At 71.1% G+C, this 25,280-nt stretch carries 17 protein-coding genes and 3 pseudogenes; 10 read left to right on the top strand and 10 right to left on the bottom strand.

What is annotated here, in order from left to right; translation table 11 throughout:
- Positions 1–12: 12 nt before the first annotated feature.
- The 6 genes and pseudogenes from AVW11_RS22185 to AVW11_RS37770 form a co-directional block, all read right to left on the bottom strand.
- The gene (locus AVW11_RS22185) at positions 13–699 is read right to left on the bottom strand and encodes a response regulator (protein WP_060177399.1); all 687 of its coding nucleotides are present in this window, start codon (positions 697–699) and stop codon (positions 13–15) included.
- A gap of 100 nt (positions 700–799) precedes the next feature.
- The gene (locus AVW11_RS22180; protein ID WP_060177400.1) at positions 800–1,495 is read right to left on the bottom strand and encodes a potassium-transporting ATPase subunit C; all 696 of its coding nucleotides are present in this window, start codon (positions 1,493–1,495) and stop codon (positions 800–802) included.
- Between the two features lie 7 nt (positions 1,496–1,502).
- A pseudogene (kdpB, locus tag AVW11_RS22175) lies at positions 1,503–3,450 on the bottom strand (potassium-transporting ATPase subunit KdpB).
- Positions 3,447–5,111, bottom strand: coding sequence for a potassium-transporting ATPase subunit KdpA (gene kdpA, locus AVW11_RS22170; protein WP_076045497.1), 1,665 nt, complete (start codon positions 5,109–5,111; stop codon positions 3,447–3,449). The pseudogene kdpB (AVW11_RS22175) and the gene kdpA overlap by 4 nt, the downstream one beginning before the upstream one ends.
- An 8-nt stretch (positions 5,112–5,119) precedes the next feature.
- Positions 5,120–5,209: a K(+)-transporting ATPase subunit F gene (gene kdpF, locus AVW11_RS36700; RefSeq protein ID WP_037832802.1), complete on the bottom strand. Its 90-nt coding sequence runs from the start codon at positions 5,207–5,209 to the stop codon at positions 5,120–5,122.
- On the bottom strand, positions 5,206–5,349 hold the full coding sequence (locus AVW11_RS37770) for a hypothetical protein (protein ID WP_167389238.1): 144 nt from the start codon (positions 5,347–5,349) through the stop codon (positions 5,206–5,208). The genes kdpF and AVW11_RS37770 overlap by 4 nt, the downstream gene beginning before the upstream one ends.
- Before the next feature lie 479 nt (positions 5,350–5,828).
- Between AVW11_RS37770 and kdpB (AVW11_RS22160) the strand changes: the two are divergent.
- Positions 5,829–7,821 (top strand): annotated as a pseudogene (kdpB, locus tag AVW11_RS22160) (potassium-transporting ATPase subunit KdpB).
- 16 nt (positions 7,822–7,837) lie between these two features.
- Here kdpB (AVW11_RS22160) and AVW11_RS22155 read toward each other — a convergent pair.
- Positions 7,838–10,609: a heavy metal translocating P-type ATPase gene (locus AVW11_RS22155; protein ID WP_076045494.1), complete on the bottom strand. Its 2,772-nt coding sequence runs from the start codon at positions 10,607–10,609 to the stop codon at positions 7,838–7,840.
- Between the two features lie 172 nt (positions 10,610–10,781).
- Between AVW11_RS22155 and AVW11_RS22150 the strand changes: the two genes are divergently transcribed.
- The 3 genes from AVW11_RS22150 to AVW11_RS22140 all read left to right on the top strand — a co-directional run bounded on the left by AVW11_RS22150 (position 10,782) and on the right by AVW11_RS22140 (position 13,783).
- On the top strand, positions 10,782–11,075 hold the full coding sequence (locus tag AVW11_RS22150) for an SHOCT domain-containing protein (protein WP_206281917.1): 294 nt from the start codon (positions 10,782–10,784) through the stop codon (positions 11,073–11,075).
- Positions 11,076–11,267: 192 nt separating this feature from the next.
- Positions 11,268–12,158: an ABC transporter ATP-binding protein gene (locus AVW11_RS22145; protein WP_076045492.1), complete on the top strand. Its 891-nt coding sequence runs from the start codon at positions 11,268–11,270 to the stop codon at positions 12,156–12,158.
- Positions 12,155–13,783, top strand: a complete 1,629-nt coding sequence (locus tag AVW11_RS22140) for a polyketide antibiotic transporter (protein ID WP_076045490.1) — start codon at positions 12,155–12,157, stop codon at positions 13,781–13,783. The genes AVW11_RS22145 and AVW11_RS22140 overlap by 4 nt, the downstream gene beginning before the upstream one ends.
- Positions 13,784–13,827: 44 nt before the next feature.
- Here AVW11_RS22140 and AVW11_RS22135 read toward each other — a convergent pair whose 3' ends face one another.
- Positions 13,828–14,889: a PucR family transcriptional regulator gene (locus AVW11_RS22135; RefSeq protein WP_030843943.1), complete on the bottom strand. Its 1,062-nt coding sequence runs from the start codon at positions 14,887–14,889 to the stop codon at positions 13,828–13,830.
- A 442-nt stretch (positions 14,890–15,331) separates the two neighbouring features.
- Between AVW11_RS22135 and AVW11_RS22130 the strand changes: the two are divergent.
- Positions 15,332–17,254 (top strand): annotated as a pseudogene (locus AVW11_RS22130) (NAD-binding protein); the annotation flags it as partial.
- Positions 17,255–17,377: 123 nt separating this feature from the next.
- On the opposite strand, the gene AVW11_RS22125 reads toward AVW11_RS22130, so the two are convergent.
- Both AVW11_RS22125 and AVW11_RS22120 read right to left on the bottom strand, forming a co-directional pair.
- The gene (locus AVW11_RS22125; RefSeq protein ID WP_078095731.1) at positions 17,378–18,100 is read right to left on the bottom strand and encodes a potassium channel family protein; all 723 of its coding nucleotides are present in this window, start codon (positions 18,098–18,100) and stop codon (positions 17,378–17,380) included.
- Complete coding sequence (locus tag AVW11_RS22120) at positions 18,093–19,466, bottom strand: TrkH family potassium uptake protein (RefSeq protein ID WP_060177409.1); 1,374 nt, start codon at positions 19,464–19,466, stop codon at positions 18,093–18,095. Before AVW11_RS22120 ends, AVW11_RS22125 begins: the two co-directional genes overlap by 8 nt.
- A gap of 515 nt (positions 19,467–19,981) precedes the next feature.
- Between AVW11_RS22120 and AVW11_RS22115 the strand changes: the two genes are divergently transcribed.
- The 5 genes from AVW11_RS22115 to AVW11_RS22095 all read left to right on the top strand — a co-directional run bounded on the left by AVW11_RS22115 (position 19,982) and on the right by AVW11_RS22095 (position 25,240).
- A complete protein-coding gene (locus AVW11_RS22115; RefSeq protein WP_076045488.1) occupies positions 19,982–21,526 on the top strand; it encodes an alanine/glycine:cation symporter family protein in 1,545 nt (514 codons plus the stop codon).
- Between the two features lie 251 nt (positions 21,527–21,777).
- Positions 21,778–23,091 (top strand): Na+/H+ antiporter NhaA, encoded by a 1,314-nt coding sequence (gene nhaA, locus AVW11_RS22110; protein WP_060177411.1) that lies wholly within the window; start codon positions 21,778–21,780, stop codon positions 23,089–23,091.
- A 114-nt stretch (positions 23,092–23,205) separates the two neighbouring features.
- Positions 23,206–24,072: a potassium channel family protein gene (locus AVW11_RS22105; protein WP_076045486.1), complete on the top strand. Its 867-nt coding sequence runs from the start codon at positions 23,206–23,208 to the stop codon at positions 24,070–24,072.
- Between the two features lie 192 nt (positions 24,073–24,264).
- Positions 24,265–24,609, top strand: coding sequence for a hypothetical protein (locus AVW11_RS22100; protein WP_030843927.1), 345 nt, complete (start codon positions 24,265–24,267; stop codon positions 24,607–24,609).
- A 280-nt stretch (positions 24,610–24,889) separates the two neighbouring features.
- Complete coding sequence (locus AVW11_RS22095) at positions 24,890–25,240, top strand: MerR family transcriptional regulator (RefSeq protein ID WP_060177413.1); 351 nt, start codon at positions 24,890–24,892, stop codon at positions 25,238–25,240.
- Positions 25,241–25,280: the final 40 nt, after the last annotated feature.

Raw genomic sequence — 25,280 nt, 5'->3', positions numbered from 1 at the left:
CTCTTCTTCTGCTCAGGGTTCGAAGCGGTAGCCCATGCCGGGCTCGGTGATCAGGTACCTGGGGTGAGAGGGATCCGCCTCGAGCTTGCGCCGTAGCTGGGCCATGTAGACGCGCAGGTAGTTCGTGTTCTCACTGTAGGTCGGCCCCCAGACCTCCAGCAGAAGGTGACTCTGCGAGACCAGGTGGCCCGGATGGGTGACGAGGATCTCCAGCAGGTGCCATTCGGTCGGAGTGAGCCGCACGGTGCGCTCGCCGCGCCGGACCTTCTTCGCGAGCAGGTCGATGGTGAACTCGTCGGTCGTGACCTGCGTGACGCCGCCTGCCCGTCGTCCCGGCTCCGCCTGTCGGCGGGAGGCGGCCCGCAGACGGGCCAGGAGTTCGTCCATGCTGAATGGCTTGGTGACATAGTCGTCGGCGCCGGCGTCCAGCGCCCGGACCTTGTCCTCGGAGGTGTGCCGGGCCGACAGCACCACGATCGGGACCCGGCTCCGGTCGCGCACGCTCCTGATGACCTCGATGCCGTCCATGTCCGGCAGCCCGAGATCGAGGACGATGACGTCGGGTTTGCGGGCCGCGGCGAGCCGCAGGGCGCTGCCGCCGTCGGAGGCGTGCTCGACATCGAACTTGCGTGCCTGGAGATTGATCCTCAGCGCGCGGACGAGCTGGGGATCGTCCTCCACCACCAGCACCCGGGTCATCGGTGCGCAGCCTTCCCTTCGTTGTGGGCAACACAGTGGCGAACCGGCGGGGCGCGGGACTCCCCGCCCCGCCGGTTCCGGGTTCACAGAGGACGGGCCATCACTTCCGGGACAGGTCCCTCAGAGCGGTGTTGAGCTCCAGCACGTTGACGCGGGGCTCGCCCAAGAAGCCGAACTGCCGGCCCTGCGTGTGGTCCTCCACCAGCTTCTCGACCTGCTCGACGTCGAGGCCGTTCCTCTCCGCGACGCGGTGGACCTGGAGTTCGGCGTAGGCGGGGGAGATGTGCGGGTCCAGTCCGGAGCCGGAGGAGGTGACGGCCTCGGCCGGCACGTCCTGCGGTGTGACCTGGTACGTCGCGGTGGAGTTGGCGGCGACGACGGCGGCCTTGGCGTCGGTGACCCACGTGACCAGCTCCTCGTTGTCGCCGGCCCGGTTCGTGGCGCCGGAGAGGATGAGGGAGTACTGCGTGTTGACGCTGTTGGAGCCGAGGCCGCCCGAGGGGCGCGGCTGGAACCACTTCAGGTCCGGCTCGGCCGCTTCCTCGGGGTCGTCGCCCGCCGTTGAATCAGAAGCAGCCTGCTTGGGCAGGTTGTAGGTCTGCCCGATGAGGGAGGAGCCGACGACGGTGCCGCTCCTGTCCTTGATCTCGGAGCCGTCGGCCTTGTCGTTGAACAGGGCCTGGGCGATGCCGGTGACGGCGAGCGGGTAGAGCACACCGCACACGAGGGTCAGGACGAGCAGGGCTCGCAGGCCCGCACCGATCAGGCGCGCCGTGCTGGCTACTGAGTTGTTCATGGTCGTCTCAGCCGATTCCGGGGATGAGGGAGATGAGCAGGTCGATGAGCTTGATGCCGACGAACGGGGCGATCAGGCCGCCGAGTCCGTAGAGCCCCAGGTTGCGGCGGAGCATCTTGTCGGCGCTGGTGGGCCGGTACTGCACACCCTTCAGGGCGAGCGGCACGAGCGCGATGATGATCAGCGCGTTGAAGATGACGGCGGAGAGGATCGCGGAGTTGGGGGAGGACAGGCCCATGATGTTGAGCTTGTCCAGGCCGGGGTGGACCACGGCGAACATGGCCGGGATGATCGCGAAGTATTTCGCGACGTCGTTGGCGATGGAGAAGGTGGTCAGGGCTCCGCGGGTGATGAGGAGCTGCTTGCCNNCTGCCGCCCGCCTGCTCCCGCTTGATGAGGGCCATCTTGTCCTCGGGCGTGGCCTCCGCGAGGAAGTCGTCGACGCCGGCCTCCTCGGCGATGGCCTTCGCGGTGAGGGGGTTGTCGCCGGTGATCATGACGGTCTTGATGCCCATGCGGCGCAGCTCGTCGAAGCGTTCGCGCATGCCGTCCTTGACCACGTCCTTGAGGTGGATGACACCGAGGACGCGGGCGCCCTTGTCGTCCTGGACGGCGACCAGGAGCGGGGTGCCGCCCGCTTCGGAGATGCGGTTCGCGAGGAGGTCGGCGTCGTCGGACACCTGGCCGCCCTGCTCGCGGACCCAGGTGATGACGGAGCCGGCCGCGCCCTTGCGGGTCTTCCTGCCGTCGACGTCGACACCGGACATGCGGGTCTGGGCGGTGAAGGCGATCCACTCGGCCTGCACGAGTTCGCCCTGGTGGCGTTCGCGCAGCCCGTACTTCTCCTTCGCGAGGACCACGATCGAGCGCCCCTCGGGGGTCTCGTCCGCGAGGGAGGAGAGCTGGGCGGCGTCGGCGAGTTCGGCCTCCGTCGTCCCCTTGACGGGGACGAACTCCGACGCCTGACGGTTGCCCAGCGTGATCGTGCCGGTCTTGTCGAGCAGCAGCGTGGACACGTCGCCGGCGGCCTCGACCGCACGCCCGCTCATCGCGAGGACGTTGCGCTGGACGAGGCGGTCCATTCCGGCGATGCCGATCGCGGACAGCAACGCCCCGATGGTGGTGGGGATCAGGCAGACCAGCAGGGCCGTGAGCACGATCATCGACTGCTCGGCGCCCGCGTAGATGGCGAACGGCTGGAGCGTGACGACCGCGAGCAGGAAGACGATCGTGAGGGACGCGAGGAGGATGTTCAGCGCGATCTCGTTGGGCGTCTTCTGCCGGGCGGCGCCTTCGACGAGGGCGATCATGCGGTCGATGAAGGTCTCGCCGGGCTTCGTCGTGATCTTGATGACGATCCGGTCGGAGAGCACCTTCGTGCCACCGGTAACGGCCGAGCGGTCACCGCCCGACTCCCGGATGACCGGGGCCGATTCACCCGTGATGGCGGACTCGTCGACGGAGGCGACGCCTTCGACGACGTCACCGTCGCCGGGGATGACGTCCCCCGCCTCGCAGACCACCAGGTCGCCGATCCTCAGATCGGTGCCGGGGACCTGCTCCTCGCCCGTGCCGTCGCTGCTCAGACGGCGGGCGACGGAGTCGGTCTTGGCCTTGCGCAGGGTGTCGGCCTGGGCCTTGCCGCGGCCCTCGGCGACGGCCTCGGCGAGGTTCGCGAAGATCGTCGTGAGCCACAGCCAGGCGGTGATGGCCCAGCCGAACCAGTCCGTCGGGTCCTTCACGGCCAGGACGGTCGTGACGACCGAGCCGATGAGGACGACGAACATGACCGGCGACTTGACCATGATGCGGGGGTCGAGCTTGCGGACCGCGTCGGGGAAGGACCTCAGCAGCTGCCTGGCGTCGAACAGCCCCCCGCCGACGCGGCCGGCAGGCGGCTTGTGGCCGGTCGGCAGGTCCTCGTGCGGGGCACGGGTGGGTGTAGCGGTGCTCATGCTGCGAGCCCTTCGGCGAGCGGGCCCAGCGCCAGGGCCGGGAAATAGGTCAGACCGGTGATGATGAGGATGGTGCCGACGAGCAGGCCCGCGTAGAGCGGCTTGTCGGTGCGCAGGGTGCCCGCCGTCTCCGGGACGGGCTTCTGCTCGGCCAGCGAGCCGGCCAGCGCGAGGACGAAGACCATGGGCAGGAAGCGGCCCAGCAGCATGGCGATGCCGATGGTGGTGTTGAACCACTGGGTGTCGGCGTTCAGGCCGGCGAAGGCCGAGCCGTTGTTGTTGGCGCCGGAGGTGTAGGCGTAGAGGATCTCGGAGAAGCCGTGCGCGCCGGTGTTCGTCATCGAGTTGGCCGGGGTGGGCAGGGCCATGGCGGCCGCGGTGAAGCACAGCACCAGGGCGGGCGTGATGAGGATGTAGCAGGCCGCGAGCTTGATCTCGCGGGTGCCGATCTTCTTGCCCAGGTATTCGGGGGTGCGGCCGACCATCAGACCGGCGATGAACACCGCGATGATCGCCATGATCAGCATGCCGTAGAGGCCGGAGCCGACACCGCCGGGCGCGATCTCGCCGAGCTGCATGCCCAGCAGCTGGATGCCGCCGCCCAGTCCCGTGTACGAGGAGTGGAAGGAGTTGACGGCACCGGTGGAGGTGAGCGTCGTCGCGACGGAGAAGATCGAGGAGGCGGCGATGCCGAACCGGGTCTCCTTGCCCTCCATGGCACCGCCCGCGATGTCGAAGGCCGGGCCGTGGTGGGCGAACTCGGTCCACATCATCAGGCCGGTGAAGGTGACCCAGATGATGCCCATCGTGGCGAGGACGGCGTAGCCCTGGCGCAGGTTGCCGACCATGCGGCCGAAGGTGCGCGTCAGCGCGGAGGGGATGAGCAGGATCAGGAAGACCTCGAACAGGTTCGAGAAGGGGGTGGGGTTCTCGAAGGGGTGGGCGGAGTTGGCGTTGAAGTATCCGCCGCCGTTCGTGCCCAGCTCCTTGATGACCTCCTGGGAGGCCACCGCGCCGCCGTTCCACTGCTGGGTGCCGCCCGCGAACTGCCCGACCTCGTGGATCCCGGCGAAGTTCTGGATGACGCCGCAGGCGACGAGGACGAGCGCGCCGATCACGGAGATCGGCAGCAGGATGCGGACCGTGCCGCGGACCAGGTCGGCCCAGAAGTTGCCCAGCTCACCGGTGCGGGAGCGCGCGAAGCCCCGTACGAGGGCCACGGCGACGGCCATGCCGACGGCCGCGGAGACGAAGTTCTGCACCGCCAGGCCGCCGGTCTGCACGACGTGGCCCATGGCCTGCTCGCCGGAGTACGACTGCCAGTTCGTGTTGGCCACGAAGGAGGCGGCGGTGTTGAAGGCCTGGTCGGGGTCGATCGAGACGAAGCCGAGCGAGCCGGGCAGGCTGCCCTGCAGGCGTTGCAGCAGGTAGAGGAAGAGGACGCTGACGGCGGAGAAGGCGAGGACGGCGCGCAGGTAGGCGGGCCAGCGCATCTCGGCCGACGGGTTGGCGCCGATGGCCTTGTAGATCCACTTCTCCGGCTTGTAGTGCTTCTCGGAGGAGTAGACGCGGGCCATGTGGTCGCCCAGCGGGCGGTACGCCAGCGCTAGCGCGGCGATCAGTGCGAGCAGCTGGAGCACACCAGCGGTCACGGGGCTCATATCAGTGCTCAGAACCTCTCCGGCTTGACGAGGGCGAGGACGAGGTAACCGAGCAGGGCGGCGGCGACCAGCAGGCCGACGATGTTCTCGACGTTCACAGCTTCGCCACCCCCCGGGCGATGAGGCCCACCAGCGCGAAGATCGCGACCGTGGTGACGACGAAGGCCAGATCGGCCATCGTGAGCTCCTGAGATGAAGTGATGAGATGGAATCGGCCGGAGTGGCCGAGACTGAGCAAACCGTGCAGGAGCCCGCGCGTTAAGAGGCCTTGATGAGGTCCATACGGGGGCAGGGGCGCCTTTAACGCACCCCTTACGCCGACCGCGGGCACCTGACGCGAAGTGCGGCTTTCATCCCTTTCGGGCCGTCCCCGCGCACGCACGCGACCGGCGCGCGGCACCGCCGGTGCCCTGCGGCGGTGACGGCGACCTTCGTGCGTCGGTCCCGCGCCGGCAGCGCTGACGCACTCTTGACGGCGGCCTGACACATCCCGTGCGCCACCGTCAAAAGGCCGCCAATTCCCCCACCGGCAGCGGGGGGTGCCGATCGGCCGGCGGTACGTTCCAGCGTGTTGCGCTGCCGGAAACCCTGACTCCATGACGACGGCTGAGGGTGCCGAACGTGGCGGGTTCCGGCAGCGCCCCTTCCCTTTCACGGCCCCTGCCCGCCCGCGCGCGAGCAGGGGCCGCCCTCTCGCTTCCACTCAGAAGGACACCGATGTCTTCCGCTGCCGCGCAGCACGTGCCCTCCGATCCCGGGACCCGGCCGCAGCCCCCGGTCACCCGGCCGCCCCGCAAGCGCCCCGGACCGGCGAACATGCTCGAACCAGGCCGGCTCGCGGCCTCCGCACGAGAGGCCGTCGCCAAGCTGCACCCCCGCGCGCTGGTCGGGAAACCGGTGCTCTTCGTCGTAGCCGTCGGATCGCTCCTCACCACCCTCTCCGCACTCATCCACCCGTCCGTGTTCACCTGGGTGATCAGCGTCTGGCTGTGGCTGACCGTCCTCTTCGCCAACTTCGCCGAGGCGGTCGCCGAGGGCCGGGGCAAAGCCCAGGCCGCCTCCCTCCGCAAGGCCCGCACGGACACCGTCGCCGTGCGGCTGCGGCATTGGACGTACGGGGCGAACCTGCGCACCGCGGAGAGCGAGGTGGTCACGCCGGCCGAGCTCCAGCCCTTCGACTTCGTGCTGGTGGGGGCGGGAGAGCTGATCCCGGCGGACGGCGACGTCGTGGACGGCGCGGCCATGGTCGACGAGTCGGCCGTCACCGGCGAATCCGCCCCGGTCCTGCGGGAGTCGGGAGGAGACCGGTCCGGCGTCACGGCCGGCACGACCGTCCTGTCGGACGCGGTCGTCGTCCGCGTCACCTCCCGCCCGGGCGAGAGCTTCATCGACCGGATGATCGCCCTCGTCGAGGGCGCCTCCCGGCAGAAGACCCCCAACGAGATCGCGCTCAACATCCTGCTGGCCGCGCTCACCGTGGTCTTCGTCATGGTCGTCGTCAGCCTCGAACCGATGGCCGGCCACGCGAAGGCCGGCCAGTCGACCACCACCCTGGTCGCCCTGCTGGTCACCCTGATCCCCACCACCATCGGCGCCCTGCTCTCCGCCATCGGCATCGCGGGCATGGACCGGCTCGTCCAGCGAAACGTCCTGGCCATGTCCGGTCGTGCCGTGGAGGCCGCAGGTGATGTCAACACCCTCCTCCTCGACAAGACCGGCACGATCACCCAAGGCCACCGGGAGGCCGTCCGGTTCATCCCGCTGCCGGGCATCGACCACGGCACCCTGGCGGACGCCGCGCAGCTGTCCTCCCTGGCCGACGAGACCCCCGAGGGCCGGTCGGTGGTCCAGCTCGCCGCGCGTCACGGACTCCTGCCGCCGGCCGAGCACGAGCTCGCGAACCCGCGCTTCGAGCAGTTCAGCGCCCGCACCAGGATGAGCGGCGTCAACCTGAGCTGGGACAACGGTGCCGGTGTCGCCATCCGCAAGGGCGCGGCCGCACAGGTCATGGACTGGGTGGCGATGCGTGGCGGAACGGTGGAGGCGGAGGCCGCCGCCTGGTCGGCGCAGGTCTCGCAGTCGGGCGGTACGCCGCTGCTGGTCGCGGTCCACGACTGGGAAGGACCGCGGATCCTCGGGATCATCCACCTCAAGGACATCGTCAAGGACGGCATCGGCGAGCGCTTCGCGCAGTTGCGCCGCATGGGCATCCGCACCGTCATGGTGACCGGGGACAACGAGCTGACCGCCCGCGCCATCGCCGCCGAGGCCGGTGTCGACGAGTACCTCGCGGAGGCCACGCCGGAGGACAAGATGGCCCTCATCAAGCGGGAGCAGGCGGGCGGCAGNNGGCAAGCAGCTCCTCATCACCCGCGGAGCCCTGACCACCTTCTCGATCACCAACGACGTCGCGAAATACTTCGCGATCATCCCCGCGATGTTCGCCTCGGCCTATCCGGGCCTGGAGGCGCTGAACATCATGGGCCTGCACAGCCCCCGGTCCGCCATCACCTCGGCGATCATCTTCAACGCGCTGATCATCATTGCGCTCATCCCGCTCGCCCTGCGCGGAGTCCGCTACAGGCCCGCATCCGCCCACGAGCTCCTGCGCCGCAACCTCGCCGTCTACGGCCTGGGCGGCCTCGTCCTGCCGTTCGTCGGCATCAAGCTCATCGACCTCATGGTCTCCGCCCTGCCGGGCCTCGGCTGAGCGCTCCCGAGCCGGCTCACCGGCTTTCGCGGGCGTCGTCGCGGGTGGCGGTGTAGCGGCTCGGATCGGCGTCGAAGGCGGCCGCGCAGTGGGCGGAGCAGAAGAAGTACTCGCCTGCGTCGGTCATGCGGTGCTCCGCGGCGTCCCTCGGGTCGATCCGCATGCCGCACACGGGGTCCACGACCTGTCGCGCGGTACCCGCGCTGTCGGAGGCCCCGTGCTCCCGGCCGGCAGACGGGTGGGGGCGGTCGGCCGTCGTCTCGACCCGGGGCTCGACGCGGGCCGGTGCGCCGTGCGGCAGGGGAGCGGGGCGCCAGCGGCGCAGGCGGGAGGCGTTGGTCACGACGGACAGGGAGCTCAGCGCCATGGCTCCGGCGGCGATGATGGGGCTGAGGCGGATGCCCCACAGGGGGTAGAGGGCGCCGGCGGCGAGGGGTACGCCGATGGCGTTGTAGACGAGGGCGAAGAACAGGTTCTGCTTGATGTTGCGCATGGTGGCGCGGGAGAGGCTGACGGCGGTGACCACTCCGGTGAGGGAACCGGAGATCAGCGTGACGTCGGCGGCTTCGATGGCGACGTCGGTCCCGGTGCCGATCGCCAGGCCCACGTCGGCGGCGGCCAGGGCGGGGGCGTCGTTGATGCCGTCGCCGACCATGCCGACGGTACGGCCTTCGGCTTGGAGCCGACGGATCTCGTCGGCCTTGTGCTCGGGCAGCACCTCGGCCAGGACCCGGCCGATGCCGACCTGAGCGGCGATCGCGGCGGCGGTACGCGCGTTGTCGCCGGTGAGCATGACCACCTCGATGCCGAGGCGTTGCAGGGCGGCGATGGCGTCCGCGGAGTCGTCCTTGACGGTGTCGGCCACGGCCAGCACCCCCGCCGGCCTGCCGTCGATCCCGACGAGCACGGGTGTCTTCCCCTCGGCCGACAGACGGGCCGCCTCCGTGCTCAACGCGCCGGTGTCGATGCCGGCGCCCGCCAGGAGGCGGGGGGAGCCCACGAGGACCGCGTGGCCGTCGACGGTGGCCCGGACGCCTTGGCCGGTGACGGAGTCGAAGTCCGAGACGGAATCGGTCGGCGAGGTCACACCCCGTTCGCGGGTACCGGCGACGACGGCCTGTCCGAGCGGGTGCTCGCTGGGCTCCTCTGCCGCGGCCACCAGCCGCAGCAGCTCGGTCCCGTCGGCGCCGTCGGCGGTGTGGACGTCGGTGAGGACCGGCTTTCCGGCGGTGACGGTGCCGGTCTTGTCGAGGACGACGGTGTCGAGCTTGTGGGCGGTCTCCAGGGCCTCGGCGGAGCGGATGAGGATACCGGCCTGGGCGCCCTTGCCGGTGCCGACCATCACCGACAGGGGCGTGGCCAGCCCGAGCGCGCAGGGGCAGGCGATGATCAGCACGGCGACGGCTGATACGAGGGCCAGGGTGAGGGCCGGGGCGGGCCCGACGGTGAACCAGACGGCGAACGTGGCGACGGCGATGGCGATGACCGCGGGCACGAAATAGGCGGAGACGGCGTCGGCCAGGCGCTGGATGGGCGCCTTGGACGCCTGCGCGGCCTGCACGAGGCGGATGATCTGGGCGAGCATCGTGTCCGAGCCGACCTTGGCGGCGCGTACCCGCAGGGAGCCGGTGGTGTTGACGGTGGCGCCGATGACGGTGTCCCCGGCGCGCTTGGTGACCGGCATCGGCTCGCCCGTGACCATGGACTCGTCCACGGCGGAGGATCCGCTCAGGACCTCGGCGTCGACCGGGATCTTCTCTCCCGGCCGGATCACGATCTCGTCGCCGACGGTGACGTCCTCGACGGGGATCTCGCTCTCGGTACCGTCCCGTACGACACGCGCGGTGCGGGCCTGGAGCCCCAGCAGGGAACGGATGGCCTCGCCCGTGCCGGCCTTCGCGCGGGCCTCCAGCAGCCTGCCGAGCAGGATGAGGGTCAGGATCACACCGACGGCCTCGTAGTACACCTCGCGCACGTCCTGCGGAAGCAGGCCGGGGGCGAGGGTGACCAGGAGGCTGTAGCCGTAGGCGGCGCTCGTGCCGAGGGTGATCAGCGAGTTCATGTCGGCGCTGCGGTGGCGCAGCGCGAGCCAGCCGGTCACGTGGATCGGCCACCCCGTGTAGAACATCACCGGGGTGATCAGAGCCAGCTGGAGCCAGTGGTTCAGCATCCATTCCGGTACCCAGGCCGCCCCGAACAACTCGTGCGCCATCACCGCGAACAGCACCGGGGCGGTGAGCACCGCACCGGTGGCGACCCGGCGGGTCAGGTCCGCGATCTCCGCCCGCCGCTCGGCGACGTCGGCGGCCTCCGCCTCGGCCGCCGACCGCTCCACGGGGGCTGCGGGGGCGCCACCGGCCGCGGCGCCGGCCCGGTCGGCAGCTGGTGGGGGTGCCGCGGATTCCGGCCGGCCGTCCGGTTCGACGAGCAGGGTGCCGTGGATCATGTTCATGCCGCAGGCGAAGCCGAACGTGCCCGGTGTGTCCGGGCTCAGCCGCACCGTGGTGCGTGTGTGGGCGGGCAGCCCGGCGCTCACGTGCAGATCCGGGAAGACGACCCGGGAGGTGCACTCCCCAGACTCCTGCCGGTCGAAGACCAGCTCCAGAGGCGTGCCCTGGCGGACCTTGATCAGGTTGGGGCTGTAGCCGCCCCGCACGACCACGTCCACCCGCTGCACCCCGTCCTCCAGCCGGGCGGATCCGGCCCGGCGGGGCCCGAAGAAATACCAGCCCAATCCGCCGATCACCGCCACGGCGGCCACCACGACCACGACGTCGAGGGCGCCCATGGGTTCTCGCCTCCCTGTTCGGCCCGTCCCTTCCAGCATGCGCCCGCTCCCCGCACCGCGCGGCAGGGACCGGGCGGCCCCGGAACGGGCCCGTTCGGCCCCCTGCCGCGCAGCCCGGTCGGCGTGATGATGCAGACAGGACGAACCCCGTCGGCGAAGGAGGTGAGCGGCGATGATGTTCTGGCACGTCCACGACGTCAGCGGGTGGGGCTGGTTCGCGATGTCGGCCGGAATGGTCCTGTTCTGGGGGCTGATCATCACCGGGGCCGTGGTCCTCTTCCGGGCCCTGGACCGCCCTCACGAGGACATGCACACCCCGGCCGCCCCCACACCCGAACACATCCTCGCCCAGCGACTGGCCCGAGGCGAGGTCGACGAGGACGAGTACAAGCGGCGCTTGGCCGCCCTGCACACCCCCGCGGAACGCCCCTCGGCCCGGCCCACGGGTGAACCCGGCCGGGGGTAGCCACGGCTTCGGCGAGGGCCTGAGCCGGCGGTCGATGCGCCATGCCCGCCCCGGATGCCGCGCACAGCGTGCTCGTCGGCTCCTGCGTCTTGTCCGGTGTGCGCCGGCGGGAGTATGTTCGCGACGGAGTGCCGGGAAGCCTGGTCGGCGATGAGGGGCCGTGTGCCCGCCGCGCCGAACCGGAGGCCCCGCATGGTCTCGAACGCCGTTTCCACGCAGTCCCTGAGCAAACGCTACGGCCGTGTCCTGGCCCTCGACGGACTGGACCTGAGTGTCCCGCGCGGCGAGGTCTTCGGCTTCCTCGGCCCCAACGGCGCCGGTAAATCCACGACCATCCGGCTGCTCCTCGGCCTCGCCCGCCCCACGAGCGGCCGCGCCTCGGTCTTCGGCGACGACGCGCGCGACGTCGCCCTGACGCACCGGCGCCTGGCCTACGTGCCCGCCGACGTGGCGCTGTGGTCGCAGCTGACCGGCGCCGAGATCCTCGAACTGCTGGCCCGCACGGGCCCGGGAACCGACCGGCCCTACCGGGACGAACTGGTGCGGCGGTTCGAACTCGATCTTTCCAAACCGGGACGGGCGTACTCGACGGGCAACCGGCAGAAGGTCGCGCTGGTGGCGGCGTTCGCCACCCGGGCGCCCCTGCTGGTGCTGGACGAGCCGACCAGCGGCCTCGATCCGCTGATGGAGCGCGCGTTCCGGCACGCCGTCCACGAGGCCCGCGACCACGGCCAGACCGTGTTCCTCAGCTCCCACCAGCTCGCCGAAGTCGAGGCGGTCTGCGACAGGGTGGCCATCCTGCGCGCCGGGCGTCTCGTCGACGTCGCCGCCGTGACGGAGCTGCGGCGCCTGCACCGCACCGAGGTGACGGTGTCCTTCGCCGGCACACCGCCCGACTTGAGCCGGGTGCCGGCCGCGGAGGCGGTCGAGGTGACCGGCCCGGCCTCGCTGCGGTTCACTCTCACCGGCCCGCCCGGTCCGGCGCTGGAGGCACTGGCGGCAGCGGACGTCACGAGCCTGGCGGTCAGGGAGCCCTCTTTGGAGGAGATCTTCCTCGGCTACTACGGCGGGACCCCGCAGTGACGCCGGCATCCGCCCGGGTGGGTCCCGTCCCGTACGACCAGGCGCCGTGGCGGGCGGTGACGGCACTGGCCTGGCGCCAGGTCAGGCGCGGCGCGCTCGTCGTCACCGCGCTGACGGCCGCGATGTCGGCGACGGCGGTGGCAGCCCACCGCAGCGCCGTCCAGGACCTGGAAGATGCCGCAGCGCTGGAGGCACTGGCAGGGAATCCCGCGATCCGCACCCTGTTCGGCGAACCGGTCTCCCTGGACGATCCGGGCGGCTTCGCCGTGTGGCGCACGGGCACGGCACTGGCGGTCGTACTCTCCGTGTGGGGGCTGCTCGCCGCGACGCGGATCATCCGGGGCGAGGAGGACGCAGGCCGGTGGGAGGTCCTGCTCGCCGGCCGCGTGCCGGTCACGACCGTCGTGGCACGCCACGTCACCGTCCTGGTCGCGGCGCAGGTCCTCGCCGGCGCAGCCGCGTTCGCAGGCCTGGCCGCCATGGGCGCCGCCGCGGCCGGTGCCGCGGTCCACGGCGCCGGACTGGCTCTGTGCGGCATCTTCTTCACCGCGGTCGGCGCGCTGACCGCGCAGGTCTTCGCGACCCGGTCAGCGGCCACCGGCGCGGCGGTGGCCGCCTTCGGCGCGAGCATGCTGGCGAAGATGGTCGCAGACGGTCTGCCCGCCCTGGGATGGCTGCACTGGCTCTCCCCGTTCGGCCTGACCGCTCTGAGCCGCCCCTACGGCGGGGCCTCGCTCTGGCCGCTGCTCCTCCTGGCCGCGGCAGGGCTGGCGGTCGCCGTCACAGCCGCGGCTGCTTCCGGGCGACGCGACATCCGCGGCGGATACCTGAGCCCTCCCTCCGGTCGGGCCCCGCGGTTGCGGCTGCTCGGCTCGGTCCAGGCCTTCGCCGTACGGCGAACGCTTCGGCCCTTGGCCGCCTGGTCCGCCGGGATCGGCGCCTACTACCTGCTCATCGGGGTGCTGACCCTGTCCATGACGGCCTTCCTCACCGACAACCCGCGCTTCGCCGAGCTCGCCGCACAGGCTGGCTTCGCCGGACTCGGCACCGTCCACGGATACACGGCAACCCTGTTCGCGCTGCTGGCCGTGCCGGCAGGAGCCTTCGCGGCCGTCCGCCTGGCCGCCCTCGCCGCCGACGAGGCCGACCGACGGCTGACCCTCCTGTTCGCCCAACCCGTCACCCGGACACGCGTGCTCGTCGCCGAGACCGCTGCCGTGTGCGGAGGGCTTGTGGTGCTCGTGACGGTGGCCGGTCTCGCCACATGGGTCGGGACCGAGGCCGTAGGCGCCGACCTCGGCCTTCTCGCTGCGCTGCACGGTGCCTGGAACGTGCTGCCCATCGCGCTGCTGTGCCTGGGCGCCGGTGCCCTCGCCCTGGGCTGGGCACCCCGGGCCGTCGCGTTCATCGGCTCCCTGCCCGCTGCGGGCGGATTCCTGCTGAAGGTCATTGCCGACAGCGCGGGACTGCCGGCGTGGGTCGCCCTGCTGTCCCCGTTCGCGCATCTCGCCGCCGTTCCCGATGCTCCGGCCCATGGGCAGGCCTCCCTCCTGATGACCGCCGGCGCGGTGCTCGCGGCCACTGCCGGCCTCGTCGGCTACCGGCTGCGCGACCTGCACCTGTGACCGGAGGGGCCAGACCCGCCACACCACACGGTGCCGCTGCCCGGTCAGGACGAGGCGTCCGGCCAGCCGAGCAGCCGCGCCCCGATGACCGCGGTCTGGAGGGTGTAGCGGTGCCGGGGGTCCCCGGGGTCGGTCTGGGTGAGGGAGCGGATGCGCTCCAGCCGGTACGTCAGCGCGCGCACGCTGAGCGAGAGGCGGCGGGCCGCCTCGACGGCGACGCAGCCGCTGTCGAAGTAGGCGGAGAGCGTGTCGATCAACGGCTGCGCCCCGCCGCGGGCCCCCCGCAGCGGGCCGAGGGTGGTCTCCACGAGGTCGGCCATCGCCTGGCGGTCCCGAGCCAGAACCGGATAGACGAGCAGATCGGCAGCGTGCAGGACGGGCCCTTCCAGGCCCATCCGGTCGGCGAGGTCCAGGGCGTTGAGGGCCTCCTCGTAGGAGTGGACGACACCGCCCGGTCCCGGATGGGTGCGCCCCACGGCCACCCGGCCGCCGTCGGTCGCCGCGTACGCCTGCTTGGCGAAGAACGCCAGGACGTCGGGCTGATCGCCCGGGGCCACACAGATCAGACGGCCGTCCTTGGTGGCCAGCAGGGTGTGCCGGTTCCCGAAGCGGGCGTGGACGGCCGATTCGATGCCCCGGGCGACGGGATAGCCGTCCCCGTACGGCTCGGGTCCGATGGCGACGGCCACCGCGTGGGCCCGGGACAGGCGCAGGCCGAAGCGTTCGGCGCGCTCGGCGAGGCGGCCGAGGTCGCTGCCCCCGCCGAGGAGGTCGTCGATGAACTCGCGCCTGGCCGCCTCCTCCTGACGTACAGCCAGCTGGGGCGCCCGTTCGAAGCCCTCGGCGAAGGCGTCCACGGCCTGCTCGACCACGGCGAGCAGGCCGGCGACCCGGGGCGTGGTCAGCGCCTCCTGGACTCTGCGCGCCTCGGACAGGTGTGCGCGGACGAGGACGCGAAGCCCCAGATTCGCCTCGGCCGCCCGTTCGCCCTCGGCGCGGCGGACATCCAGTTCGGCCCGGGTGAGGCGGCGGCCGGTGCTGCAGGCGTCCAGCAGTATCTGCGCGTACCCCGCCAGATACTCCTCCGCCACGGTGCGTTCCGCCATGCTTCCTCCCCGATTCCGACGCGTCCCTGACACGTCCTTGACGCCGGACAAGGGTGACATGCTGCAACGGCGCTGCCGACATCGGCATCAGAGCGGCGTGAAGACTGCCTGCCACCGGCAGTGCGGATACCTGCCGGACAGGTGCAGGATCGGGGTGTGAACCACTTCCGTGCCGCCGCGCCTGCGTGCCGGGAGCCGCGGTGGGTCACACGCCGCCGGGGGAGTCGGGGGGCTCCGGCGGTGGGGGAGGGGCGGCGGCAGGGCGGACGGCCCTGCCGTCCCCCGTCCGCCCGGTGCCTGCGGGCGGCAACGCGCAGCGCATCCGGACCCGTTCGGGAAGCGGCCCTCGGGAAGATCGGGGGTTGCGGTGCGTTCGGTGCGTTCGGTGCATTCGTGGGTCGCGTCATCGACGTCTTCACCACGCCGACACCCGGACACGGGTGGCCGGATGGTCGTCTGCGGGGACGACGGACTGGCCCATCGCCTCACGGCTGAGCTGCGCGACGTCTACCGGGAGCGGGTGACCCTCGTGGTGCCCGCGCGCCCGGCCGGCCGGACGGGGCCGGGCCTGTTGGCCCGCGTACCTTCTGCACGGCCTCGCAGGCCGGGTTCCGCCGAGCGCCGGACGGCGGGAGAAGTGCGGTGGGTGGAGGCGGTCGAGCCCACCGAGGAGGTGCTGACCGCTGCCGGGGTCGCCGGTGCTTCGGCGCTGGCGCTGGTCTACGAGGACGACGAGACCAACCTGCGTGCGGCGCTGGTGGCCCGGAGGCTGAACCCGAGGCTGCGGCTGGTGATCCGGCTCTACAACCGAAAACTGGGTCAGCACCTGGAGGAGCTGTTGGACCAGGCGGCGATCGTCGCCGACCCCGGCATCGACCTGCGGGAGCTGGATTCCTCGACCACCGTGCTCTCGGATGCCGACACGGCGGCGCCCGCGCTGGCGGCCACCGCGGTCGCGGGCACGGGCAAGGTCGTCCAGGCGGACGGGCTGCTGCTGCGTGCCGTGGAGCGCACACCGCCCGGCCGGGGAGAAGTGGCCGATCCCGGGCTGTGCACCCTGGCCCTGCTGTCCGCGACGACGGCCGACCCGGCCGGCGCCGAGGGAGCCGAGGACAGCGGGGAGCGGGGCCCGCAGCTGCTGCCGGACGACCGGGCGGTCGCGGCGGCGACAGGCCGGGGCGTCGTCGCCCTGGAGGCGGTCTCCTACGCAGGCCGGCAGCAGAGCGGCACCCGGCTCGCCGCGGCGGCGCTGCCCATGGGCTCGCTGTTCTCCCGGCGCCTGCGCCGGGTGCTGTTCGGCCTGGGGGCCGCGGTCGGCGCGTTGGCGCTGGCCGGCTGGGTCATGACGGGGGAGCATCCCCTCCACGCCGCCTACATGACCCTCCTCGACATCTTCGCGATCAACGATCCGGCTGTCGAGGAATCTGTCGGCCGCCAGCTGCTCCAGATCCTCGCGGGCTTGGTCGGCATGCTGATCCTGCCCGTGCTGGTGGCGGCCGCCTTGGAGGGGCTGGGAGCGTTCCGCACGGCCGCGGTCCTGCGCCGCCCGCCGCGCACGCTGTCGGGGCATGTCGTCCTGCTCGGGCTGGGCAAGGTCGGCACCCGGGTCCTGGCCAGGCTGCGGGAGCTCGAGATCCCGGTGGTGTGCGTGGAGTCCGACCCCGACGCCCGGGGGCTGGCGCTGGCCCGCGGTCTGGGGGTCCCGGTGGTGCTGGGTGACGTCACGGAGGAAGGAGTCCTGGAGACTGCCAGGATCCACCGCGCGGAGACCCTTCTCGCGCTGACCAGCTCGGACACCACGAACCTCGAAGCAGCGCTGTACGCCCGATCGCTGAAGGCGGACCTGAGGGCAGTCCTGCGTCTGTACGACGACGACTTCGCCACAGCGGTCTACCGCACCCTCCGGGCCGCCCACCCGGAGGCCCTCACCCGCAGCCGCAGCGTCACCCACCTCGCCGCTCCCGCCTTCGCCGGAGCGATGATGGGCCGCCAGATCCTCGGTGCGATCCCGGTGGAACGCCGGGTCCTGCTCTTCGCCGCCATCGAGGTCCGCGGGCATCCGCAGCTGGAGGGCAGGACCATCGCCGAGTCCTTCCGTCCGGGCGCCTGGCGGGTGCTCGCCCTGGACACCGCCGCCCCGGAGGACCGCCGCCCCGACCTGGCCTCGACCCCCGACACCAGGACACCTGGCCAAAACCCCGGCCTGGTGTGGAACCTGCACCCCGGCTACGTCCTGCGGCCCGAGGACCGCGTCGTGCTGGCCGCCACCCGCCGCGGCCTGGCCGAACTCCTCGGCCGTCCGCAGGACACCGCCGGCCCCGCACCAGCGGTGCCCGGGGGAACACCGCCACGCGGCGACGCCTGAGACCCGGCTTTCCCCCTTCTTGTCGTTTTTCCGCTGCTCCGGGCGACCACGCGGTGGAACGCCGTGCCCCGGCCGGCCCGGGCCCCGCGGGACGGGGTGGGCGGTGTGGCCTGCGGCGGGCGGTCAGCTGAGCTCGGCGAACGATTCGACGGCCCGGGTCTTGCCGGTGACGATGATGACGTCGCCCTTCTCGACGACCGTCTCGGCGGTGGCGTGGGTGAAGTCCTGCCCCGGCCGCTTGATGCCGACGACCGTGATGCCGTAGTGGGTGCGCACGGCGCTCTCGCCGAGCGGGACGCCGGTGATCGTCGTCGGGGTGATCGTCTTGACCAGCGCGTAGTCGTCGTCGAACTCGATGAAGTCGAGCATCCGCCCCGTGACGAGGTGGGCGACCCGCTCGCCCATCTCGTGCTCGGGCAGGACGACGTGGTGGACGCCGAGCCGTTCGAGGATCTGGCCGTGCTGGCGGCTGATGGCCTTGGCCCAGATGTTGGGTACGTTCTCGTCCAGCAGGTTGGAGGCGACGAGGATGCTGGCCTCGATGTCCGTACCGATGCCCACCACGACGCTGGGGAAGTCCCCTACACCGAGCTGGCGCATGACGACGGGGTCGGTGCAGTCGGCGACGGCCGAGTGGGTCAGGATGTCACTGTGCTGCTGGACGAGTGTGGGGTCGGTGTCGATCCCCAGGACGTCCCAGCCCCGGCGGGTCAGTTCGTTCGCCAGGGAGCTGCCGAAGCGGCCCAGGCCGATGACGGCGACGCGCTGGTCGGCGGCCACGTGACCGGTGGAGTCCCGCAGGTGCTTGTGTCGGCGTCGGCGCAGGTTGTGCAGGTAGTTACCCAATGACGGGTCGCTCCTCGGGTAGCTGGTAGCGGCGCGCTCGCTCGCGCAGGGCGAGCGAGGAGACCAGGGTGATCGGGCCGAGCCGGCCGATGAACATGAGCAGGATCAGGATCAGCTGCCCGGCCACGGGGATGTCCGCGGTGATGCCCGTGGACAGTCCGACCGTGCCGAAGGCCGAGACCGCCTCGAAGAGGACCGCCTCCGCAGGGGCCTTGGTCACGGTCAGCAGCGCCAGTGTGGCGGCGATGACCAGTCCGATGCCCAGAAGGGCCACCGTCAGGGCTTGCCGCAGGGCGTGCGGCGCGAGCCGGCGGCCCATGACGGTTGAGTTGGGCTCGCCGCGTACCTCGGCCGCCATGGCGGCGGCCAGGACGGAGAAGGTGGTGACCTTGATACCGCCGGCCGTGCCCGCGCTGCCGCCGCCGATGAACATCAGGGTGCAGGTGAACAGGAGCGTCGAGGCGTGCAGGGCGCCCATGTCGATGGAGTTGAAGCCGGCGGTGCGGCTCATCGCCGAGTAGAAGAAGCCGTTCATGAGCTTCTGGCCCCAGTCGAAGGCGCCGAGCGTGGCGGGGTTGGTCCACTCGAGCAGGCAGGTCAGCACGGTTCCGACGACCAGCAGGGCGGCGGTGGTGACCAGGGTCAGCCGGGTATGGAGCGTCCAGTTGCGCAGACCGGTCTGCCGGCGCCGGTTGCGGTGGCGCAGGAGCTCCAGCAGTACGGGGAAGCCGAGGCCGCCCAGGATCACGGCCACCGCGATGGGCAGCGTGATCCAGACGTCCTGGGCGTAGCGGGTGATGCTGTCGCCGTGCAGACCGAACCCGGCGTTGTTGAACGCCGAGATCGAGTGGAAGACGCCCGAGTAGAGGGCCTCGCCGTAGCCGAGGTCGTAGCCGAATCGCAGCCGGAGCGCGAGGAACGCGCCCACGGCCAGTTCGACGATGAGCGTGCAGCCCGCGACGCCGAGGAGGACACGCCGCACGTCGCCCAGGCCCAGACTCTTGGTCTCCGCTGCCGCCGTCAGCTGCATCCGGAGCCTGAGCCTGCCGGAGACCAGCAGGGCGAGCAGCGAGGCCATGGTCATGATCCCGAAACCGCCGACCTGGATCAGCGCGAGGATCAGCAGTTCCCCGAAGGTGGACCAGTGCTCGGCGGTGTCCACGACCACCAGGCCGGTGACGCACACGGCCGAGGTCGCCGTGAACAGGGCGGTGAGAGGGCTGGTGACCGAACCGTCGGCCGACGCCGCGGGCAGCATCAGAGCAACCGTGCCAAGGGCGATGACCAGCGCGAACGCCGACACCACCGTGCGGGCCGGGTGGGCGGAGAAGACCGCCTGCCACCCCCGCGCGTTACGTCCAGCCACCTACCGGCCCTCTCCCGTGTTACGACACCGTCATTGGGCCGGAGGATCAAGGCCGCGTCAAGGACCAGCGGCTTCCGACCTCCCCGAAGATTCGAAAACGCCGCTTCGGCGGTGCGTCCCGATCCCGGCGGGACCGATTCTCACCGGGCGGGGCGCTGCCCCGTCGCCCCGACACCGCGTTCGCTCAGCAGAACCTCAGATCCGGATAACGATCGCATCACCGAACCAGGGCAAATACCGCAAAGGATCGGGCTTTGTGGCGCAGGTCACTAAAGAAGGGATAAAAGGCGTGCTAAGAATGCGCAACTCCACTTCGGCCCACCCCTTGCCGGAGCGGGAGCCGCCGGCACGCACCGGCCCACCACCCAGCACGACCAAGGCGTCCTCCCCGGTTCCGAGTCCGCGGAACCGGCGGCGCCACGGGTCGCCGACCGGACAACGGCGTTCGCTCAAAGCCCGCATTTGCCACCGTCGCACCGCACTGCGTCGGTCCTGCGCCATCGAGGTTCTTCCAGATGTCACTCGATTCCATCACCACGTCCGTCGACCAGGCGGTCAGCGGATTCTTCGAGCCCATAGCCAAATGGCTCGGTGAAGTCGTCTTCTACTCCGTCCCTGTGGGCGGCACGCAACTTCCCCTGATCGTCGCCTGGCTGGTCGTCGCCGGTGTCGTCTTCACCGCCTGGTTCGGGGGCGTGCAGGTCCGCAAGTTCAAGCTCGCCGTCAACGTGGTGCGCGGAAAGTACGACGAGAAGGGCTCGACCGGCGAGGTCAACCACTTCCAGGCACTGACCGCCGCCGTCTCCGGTACCGTCGGCCTGGGCAACATCGCCGGTGTCGCGGTCGCCGTGTCCATCGGCGGCCCCGGGGCCACCTTCTGGATGATTCTCTGCGGTCTGCTCGGCATGGCCACGAAGTTCGTCGAGGTGACCCTCGGCGTGAAGTACCGCGAGGTGCACGCCGACGGCACCGTCTCCGGCGGCCCGATGCACTACCTGCCCAAGGGCCTCGCCGACCGCTTCGGCGCCCGCGGCAAGACCCTCGGCAAGGTCCTGGCCGTCCTGGCCTCCGCCTTCGTGCTGTTCTTCGGCCTCTTCGGCGGCAACCTCTTCCAGGTCAACCAGTCCTACGCCCAGCTGGTGTCCGTCACCGGTGGTGAGTCCGGCATGCTCGGCTCCTCGGCCGGCGCGCTGTTCTTCGGCGTCCTGATCGCCGCCCTGGTCGGCATCGTGCTCCTCGGCGGCATCCGCTCCATCGCCTCCGTCACCAGCAAGCTGGTCCCGGCCATGGCCGGCATCTACATCGCCGCCTGCCTCGTCGTCATCCTCGTGAACGTCACCGAGGTCCCGGCCGCGATCTCCACGATCATCGAGGGCGCCTTCAACCCGCAGGGTGTCGCCGGCGGTGTGCTCGGCGCGCTGATCATCGGCTTCAAGCGGGCCGCGTTCTCCAACGAGGCCGGCCTCGGCTCCGCCCCGATCGCGCACTCCGCGGTCAAGACCAAGCACCCCGCCTCCGAGGGCCTGGTCGCGCTGCTGGAGCCGTTCATCGACACCGTGATCATCTGCACCATGACCGCGCTGACGATCGTGATCGCCAACCCGGCCAGCTACGTCGAGCTCCGCAACGGCGGTGAGTCGATCGGCGGCGTGACCATCACCTCCGACGCCTTCGCGACCGTCCTGCCCTGGTTCCCGTACATCCTGACCATCGCCGTCATGCTGTTCGCGATCTCCACGGTGCTGACCTGGGGCTACTACTGCATGAAGGCCTGGACCCACCTGTTCGGCCGCAGCAAGGCCAGCGAGGTCACCTTCAAGGTCATGTACACCCTCGTCGCGGTGGCCGGCTCGCTGCTGACGCTGCAGACCCTCATCGACATGGCCGACGCGGTGCTCTTCATGCTCGCCGTCATCAACATCATCGGCCTGTACCTGCTGGCCCCCGTCGTCAAGCGGGAGCTGAACAACTTCCTCGACTTCGTCCGCCGCCGCGACGCCGGCCTGGAGACCGAAGCCGACGACGACGAAGACCAGGAGCCGGTGAAGACCACCGTCTGACCGCCCCCGGCGGCCCGTCTCCTCGCGGCGGGCCCGTGAGCACCTCGCGCCTTGGTGCCCACGGGCCCGCCGCCCTCTGTTCCAGCACGTGAAAGCCCCCCTGGCGGCCACCCCGCACGCCCGATAGGGTGTAAAGAACGCGTCAAAATGCTTATCGCACCGATGAGCCGGCGCGGGGTGTGCCGGGAAGTCTGGTCGGCGTTCTTGGGGCCGTGTGCCCCTTTACCGTCGACGCCCCGGAGGTATTCCCCATGAACGCTGCCCCGCCCCCACAGCGCTCCCCCTTCCTCGGCCTCCTCCCCTGGCCCGAGCGCCGCGCCATCGCCGAAGCCCTGCGCACCGAGACCATCGGCGGGCTGGTGCTCCTGGCCGCCGCGGTCATCGCGCTGATCTGGGCCAACAGCCCCCTCGGGGACGTCTACCAGCAGATACGCGACTTCCACTTCGGCATACCCGCCCTCGGCCTGGACCTCTCCGTCGGCCACTGGACCGCCGACGGCCTGCTCGCCGTCTTCTTCCTCGTCGCAGGCATCGAGCTCAAGCGGGAACTCGTCGTCGGCGAGCTCCGCACGCCGGCCACGGCCGCGCTGCCGGTCGTCGCAGCCCTCTGCGGCATGGCCGTTCCCGCCGCCCTGTACGCCCTCACCGCGACGGCCGGCGGCGGCAGCCTCGACGGCTGGGCCGTCCCCATGGCCACCGACATCGCCTTCGCCCTCGCCGTCCTGGCGGTGATCTCCACCCACCTGCCGGCCGCCCTGCGGGCCTTCCTCCTCACCCTGGCCGTCGTCGACGACCTCGGCGCCATCCTGATCATCGCGATCTTCTTCACCTCCGACCTGAACTTCTGGGCCCTCGGCGGCGCCTTCGCCGGCCTGGCCGTCTTCTACCTGCTCCAGCGCTTCCGGGTGCGCGGCTGGTGGTGGTACGTCCCCCTCGGCATCGCCACCTGGGCCCTGATGTACAACAGCGGCGTCCACGCCACCGTCGCCGGCGTCGCCATGGGCCTGATCCTGCGCACCACCACCGACAAGGGCGAGGACGCCTCCCCCGGAGCCCGCACCTCCCACCTCCTCCACCCGTTCTCCGCCGGGGTGGCCGTCCCCCTCTTCGCCCTCTTCGCCGCCGGTGTCACCATCTCCGGCGACGCCCTCGGCAAGGTGTTCACCACGCCCGAACCCCTCGGCGTCGTCATCGGCCTCGTCCTCGGCAAGGTCGTCGGCATCTTCCTCGGCACCTACCTCGCCGCCCGCTACACCCGCGCCCGCCTCAACCCCGACCTCGCCTGGGCCGATGTCCTGGGCCTCTCCGTACTCGCCGGCATCGGCTTCACCGTCGCCCTCCTCATCGGCGAACTCGCCTTCCCCACCGGGGAGGCCGGCGAACACGTCAAGGCGGCCGTCCTGATCGGCTCCCTGACCGCGGCCCTGCTCGCGGCGGTCCTCCTGCGCCGCCGCAACCAGACGTACCGCCGCCTCTACGAGGAGGAAACCGCTGACGCCGACGCGGACGGCATCCCCGACATCTACCAGCGGACCGCGGCTCCCACCTCGGGCACCGGCGGCTGAGTCCGCCGCCCGGCGGACTGACTACCGTCGACGTGCGAGGAGGCGGTGCGCGCGGCGCCGGTGCCTCGCCTTCGCCGTACGGGAGGCTGGTCGCGGAGCCGAAGGAGGGCAGGGATGGGCTGGCTGCTGAATCTGCTGGGTGCGGTCCTTGTGCTGTCCGTGCTGCGCGACGTGTTCAACACCCTGTGGCACCCCACACGCCATGGCGGGCTCAGCCGACTGGTCATGGTGGGCCTGTGGCGGCTTTCGGCAGTGCTCCCGGGACGCCGACACGCCTCAGGGCTGACCGGCCCCCTGGCGATGGTGGCGGTGGTCGCCGTCTGGGCGCTGACCGTCGTGCTGGGTTGGGCCCTGGTCTACGCACCCCACATGCCGGACGGCTTCACCTACACCGCCGGCCTGGAGCCCGCCGATCACGCGCGGTTCCTCGACGCGCTCTACGTCTCACTGGTCACGGTGTCCACCCTCGGCCTCGGCGACATCGCACCCGGCGACGGGTGGCTGAGGATCCTCGCCCCCGTGGAAGGACTCGTGGGTTTCGTCCTGCTCAGCGCGACGGTCTCCTGGACCTTGGGCATCTATCCGGCCCTGGCGCGCCGCAGAGCCCTCGCCCTGCGCCTGTCCCACCTCGCGCGCACCCACCCCACGACCGAGCAGCTCGACGCGGACGCGGGAGCGGCGATCCTCGACGGACTGGCCGCGGGCATCTCCGTCATCTCGGTGGACTTCATGCAGTACGCCGAGTCGTACTACTTCCACGACGGCGACGACCGTACTTCTCTGGCCCGCACCATCACGTACGCCGAGGACCTCGCGGACCGGGCTGCGGCGGCCCGCCACCCGGACGTCCGCCTGGCGGCCGCCGTTCTGCGTGCGGCACTCGAAGACCTCGCGCTCATCCTCGACCAGCGCTTCCTGCACACCCGCGGAACGTCCCGACAGGTCTTCGCCGCGTTCGCACGCGACCACGGGGGCGACTGAGGCAGTGCCCCGTGAGTTCATCCGGGGGGGCGGCTCGGCGGCTGCTCGCACTGCTCTCGGCAGCCCGGAAGGCGTACGACGGGCTGAACGGGTGACGGTGAAACCTTCCTGCCGTGGCGAGCGGGCGACCTGGAATCGCTGCCGGGGATGGTGGCGCTGCCCCACACGTGTTTCCTTCGGAGGGACAGACCCATGCGTTTGCGTAGCGCCCTGGCCGCCGCCGTCGGCGGCCTGCTGCTGTCAGTGGCCCTGCCGTCGTCGCCCGCTGCGGCCGCCAACGGCGAGTTCGTGTACACGTACGTCGGCCTGAACGGCGTGAGCCTGCGCGGTGCGCTGCCCGACCCGGAGAGCCGGGTGTGCATCACTATCCCCGAGACGGTCGATTCAGCCCTGCCCGCCTTCGCCCCCGGCAACTTCACGGACGCCACCGCCACCGTCTTCCTCGACGCCGACTGCAACGGGGACACTTTCTACGTGATGCCCCCGGGCAGGAGGCTCGGCGACCGCCTGCGGCTGCGCTCCGTCGTATTCAGCTGAGGCGCTGGGCGGCGCCGCGCGTACCGTCCGTCCGGCTTCCGGCCCGTCCGGACCACCACACCGTCAAACCCGCGGAAATCTGATTCAGCCGGAGTAGACATTGTGTGGTGGCCCGGTTATGGTTTCCTTCGCCGCTTGGACAGTGGCCCCACGGTGTCGAACACCGGGTGGGCGGAAAAGGCCGGCTCCGAACTGGCGTAGACCGATCGTGTGAAGTTCCTTGGGGGCCTCGGTGCCGTACGGCGCCGGGGCCATTTTGCATGTTTCAGAACGAGGTGCAATGACAGCAGAGAATCCGACAGGCCCGCTCGGCGGGCATCTGGACGACGACGACTACCCTGCCTACACCATGGGCCGCGCCGCCGAGATGCTCGGCACCACCCCGGGTTTCCTCCGCGCCATCGGCGAAGCGCGCCTGATCACGCCGCTCCGCTCCGAGGGCGGCCATCGCCGCTACTCCCGTTACCAGCTGCGTGTCGCAGCCCGCGCCCGTGAGCTCGTCGACCAGGGCACCCCCGTCGAGGCGGCCTGCCGCATCATCATCCTCGAGGACCAGCTCGAGGAGGCCCAGCGCCTCAACGACGAGTACCGCCGGGCCGCCGGGCCGTCCGGTGCGCCGACGGCGGACTGAGTCGAGCGGCCCGCCGGCCCGCCGGTCCCGGCGGTGCCTG

It is taken from the genome of Streptomyces amritsarensis, assembly GCF_001953875.1.
Classification (GTDB): Bacteria; Actinomycetota; Actinomycetes; order Streptomycetales; family Streptomycetaceae; genus Streptomyces; species Streptomyces amritsarensis.
This window is presented reverse-complemented; position numbering and strand designations above follow the sequence as displayed.

Excerpts from the sequence above, each read along its gene's own strand:
- AVW11_RS22185 (WP_060177399.1), bottom strand. The coding sequence starts at position 699 with ATGACCCGGGTGCTGGTGGTGGAGGACGATCCCCAGCTCGTCCGCGCG.
- AVW11_RS22180 (WP_060177400.1), bottom strand. The coding sequence starts at position 1,495 with ATGAACAACTCAGTAGCCAGCACGGCGCGCCTGATCGGTGCGGGCCTG.
- kdpA (WP_076045497.1), bottom strand. The coding sequence starts at position 5,111 with ATGAGCCCCGTGACCGCTGGTGTGCTCCAGCTGCTCGCACTGATCGCC.
- AVW11_RS22155 (WP_076045494.1), bottom strand. The coding sequence starts at position 10,609 with ATGGGCGCCCTCGACGTCGTGGTCGTGGTGGCCGCCGTGGCGGTGATC.
- AVW11_RS22150 (WP_206281917.1), top strand. The coding sequence starts at position 10,782 with ATGATGTTCTGGCACGTCCACGACGTCAGCGGGTGGGGCTGGTTCGCG.
- AVW11_RS22145 (WP_076045492.1), top strand. The coding sequence starts at position 11,268 with ATGGTCTCGAACGCCGTTTCCACGCAGTCCCTGAGCAAACGCTACGGC.
- AVW11_RS22135 (WP_030843943.1), bottom strand. The coding sequence starts at position 14,889 with ATGGCGGAACGCACCGTGGCGGAGGAGTATCTGGCGGGGTACGCGCAG.
- AVW11_RS22115 (WP_076045488.1), top strand. The coding sequence starts at position 19,982 with ATGTCACTCGATTCCATCACCACGTCCGTCGACCAGGCGGTCAGCGGA.
- nhaA (WP_060177411.1), top strand. The coding sequence starts at position 21,778 with ATGAACGCTGCCCCGCCCCCACAGCGCTCCCCCTTCCTCGGCCTCCTC.
- AVW11_RS22105 (WP_076045486.1), top strand. The coding sequence starts at position 23,206 with ATGGGCTGGCTGCTGAATCTGCTGGGTGCGGTCCTTGTGCTGTCCGTG.
- AVW11_RS22100 (WP_030843927.1), top strand. The coding sequence starts at position 24,265 with ATGCGTTTGCGTAGCGCCCTGGCCGCCGCCGTCGGCGGCCTGCTGCTG.
- AVW11_RS22095 (WP_060177413.1), top strand. The coding sequence starts at position 24,890 with ATGACAGCAGAGAATCCGACAGGCCCGCTCGGCGGGCATCTGGACGAC.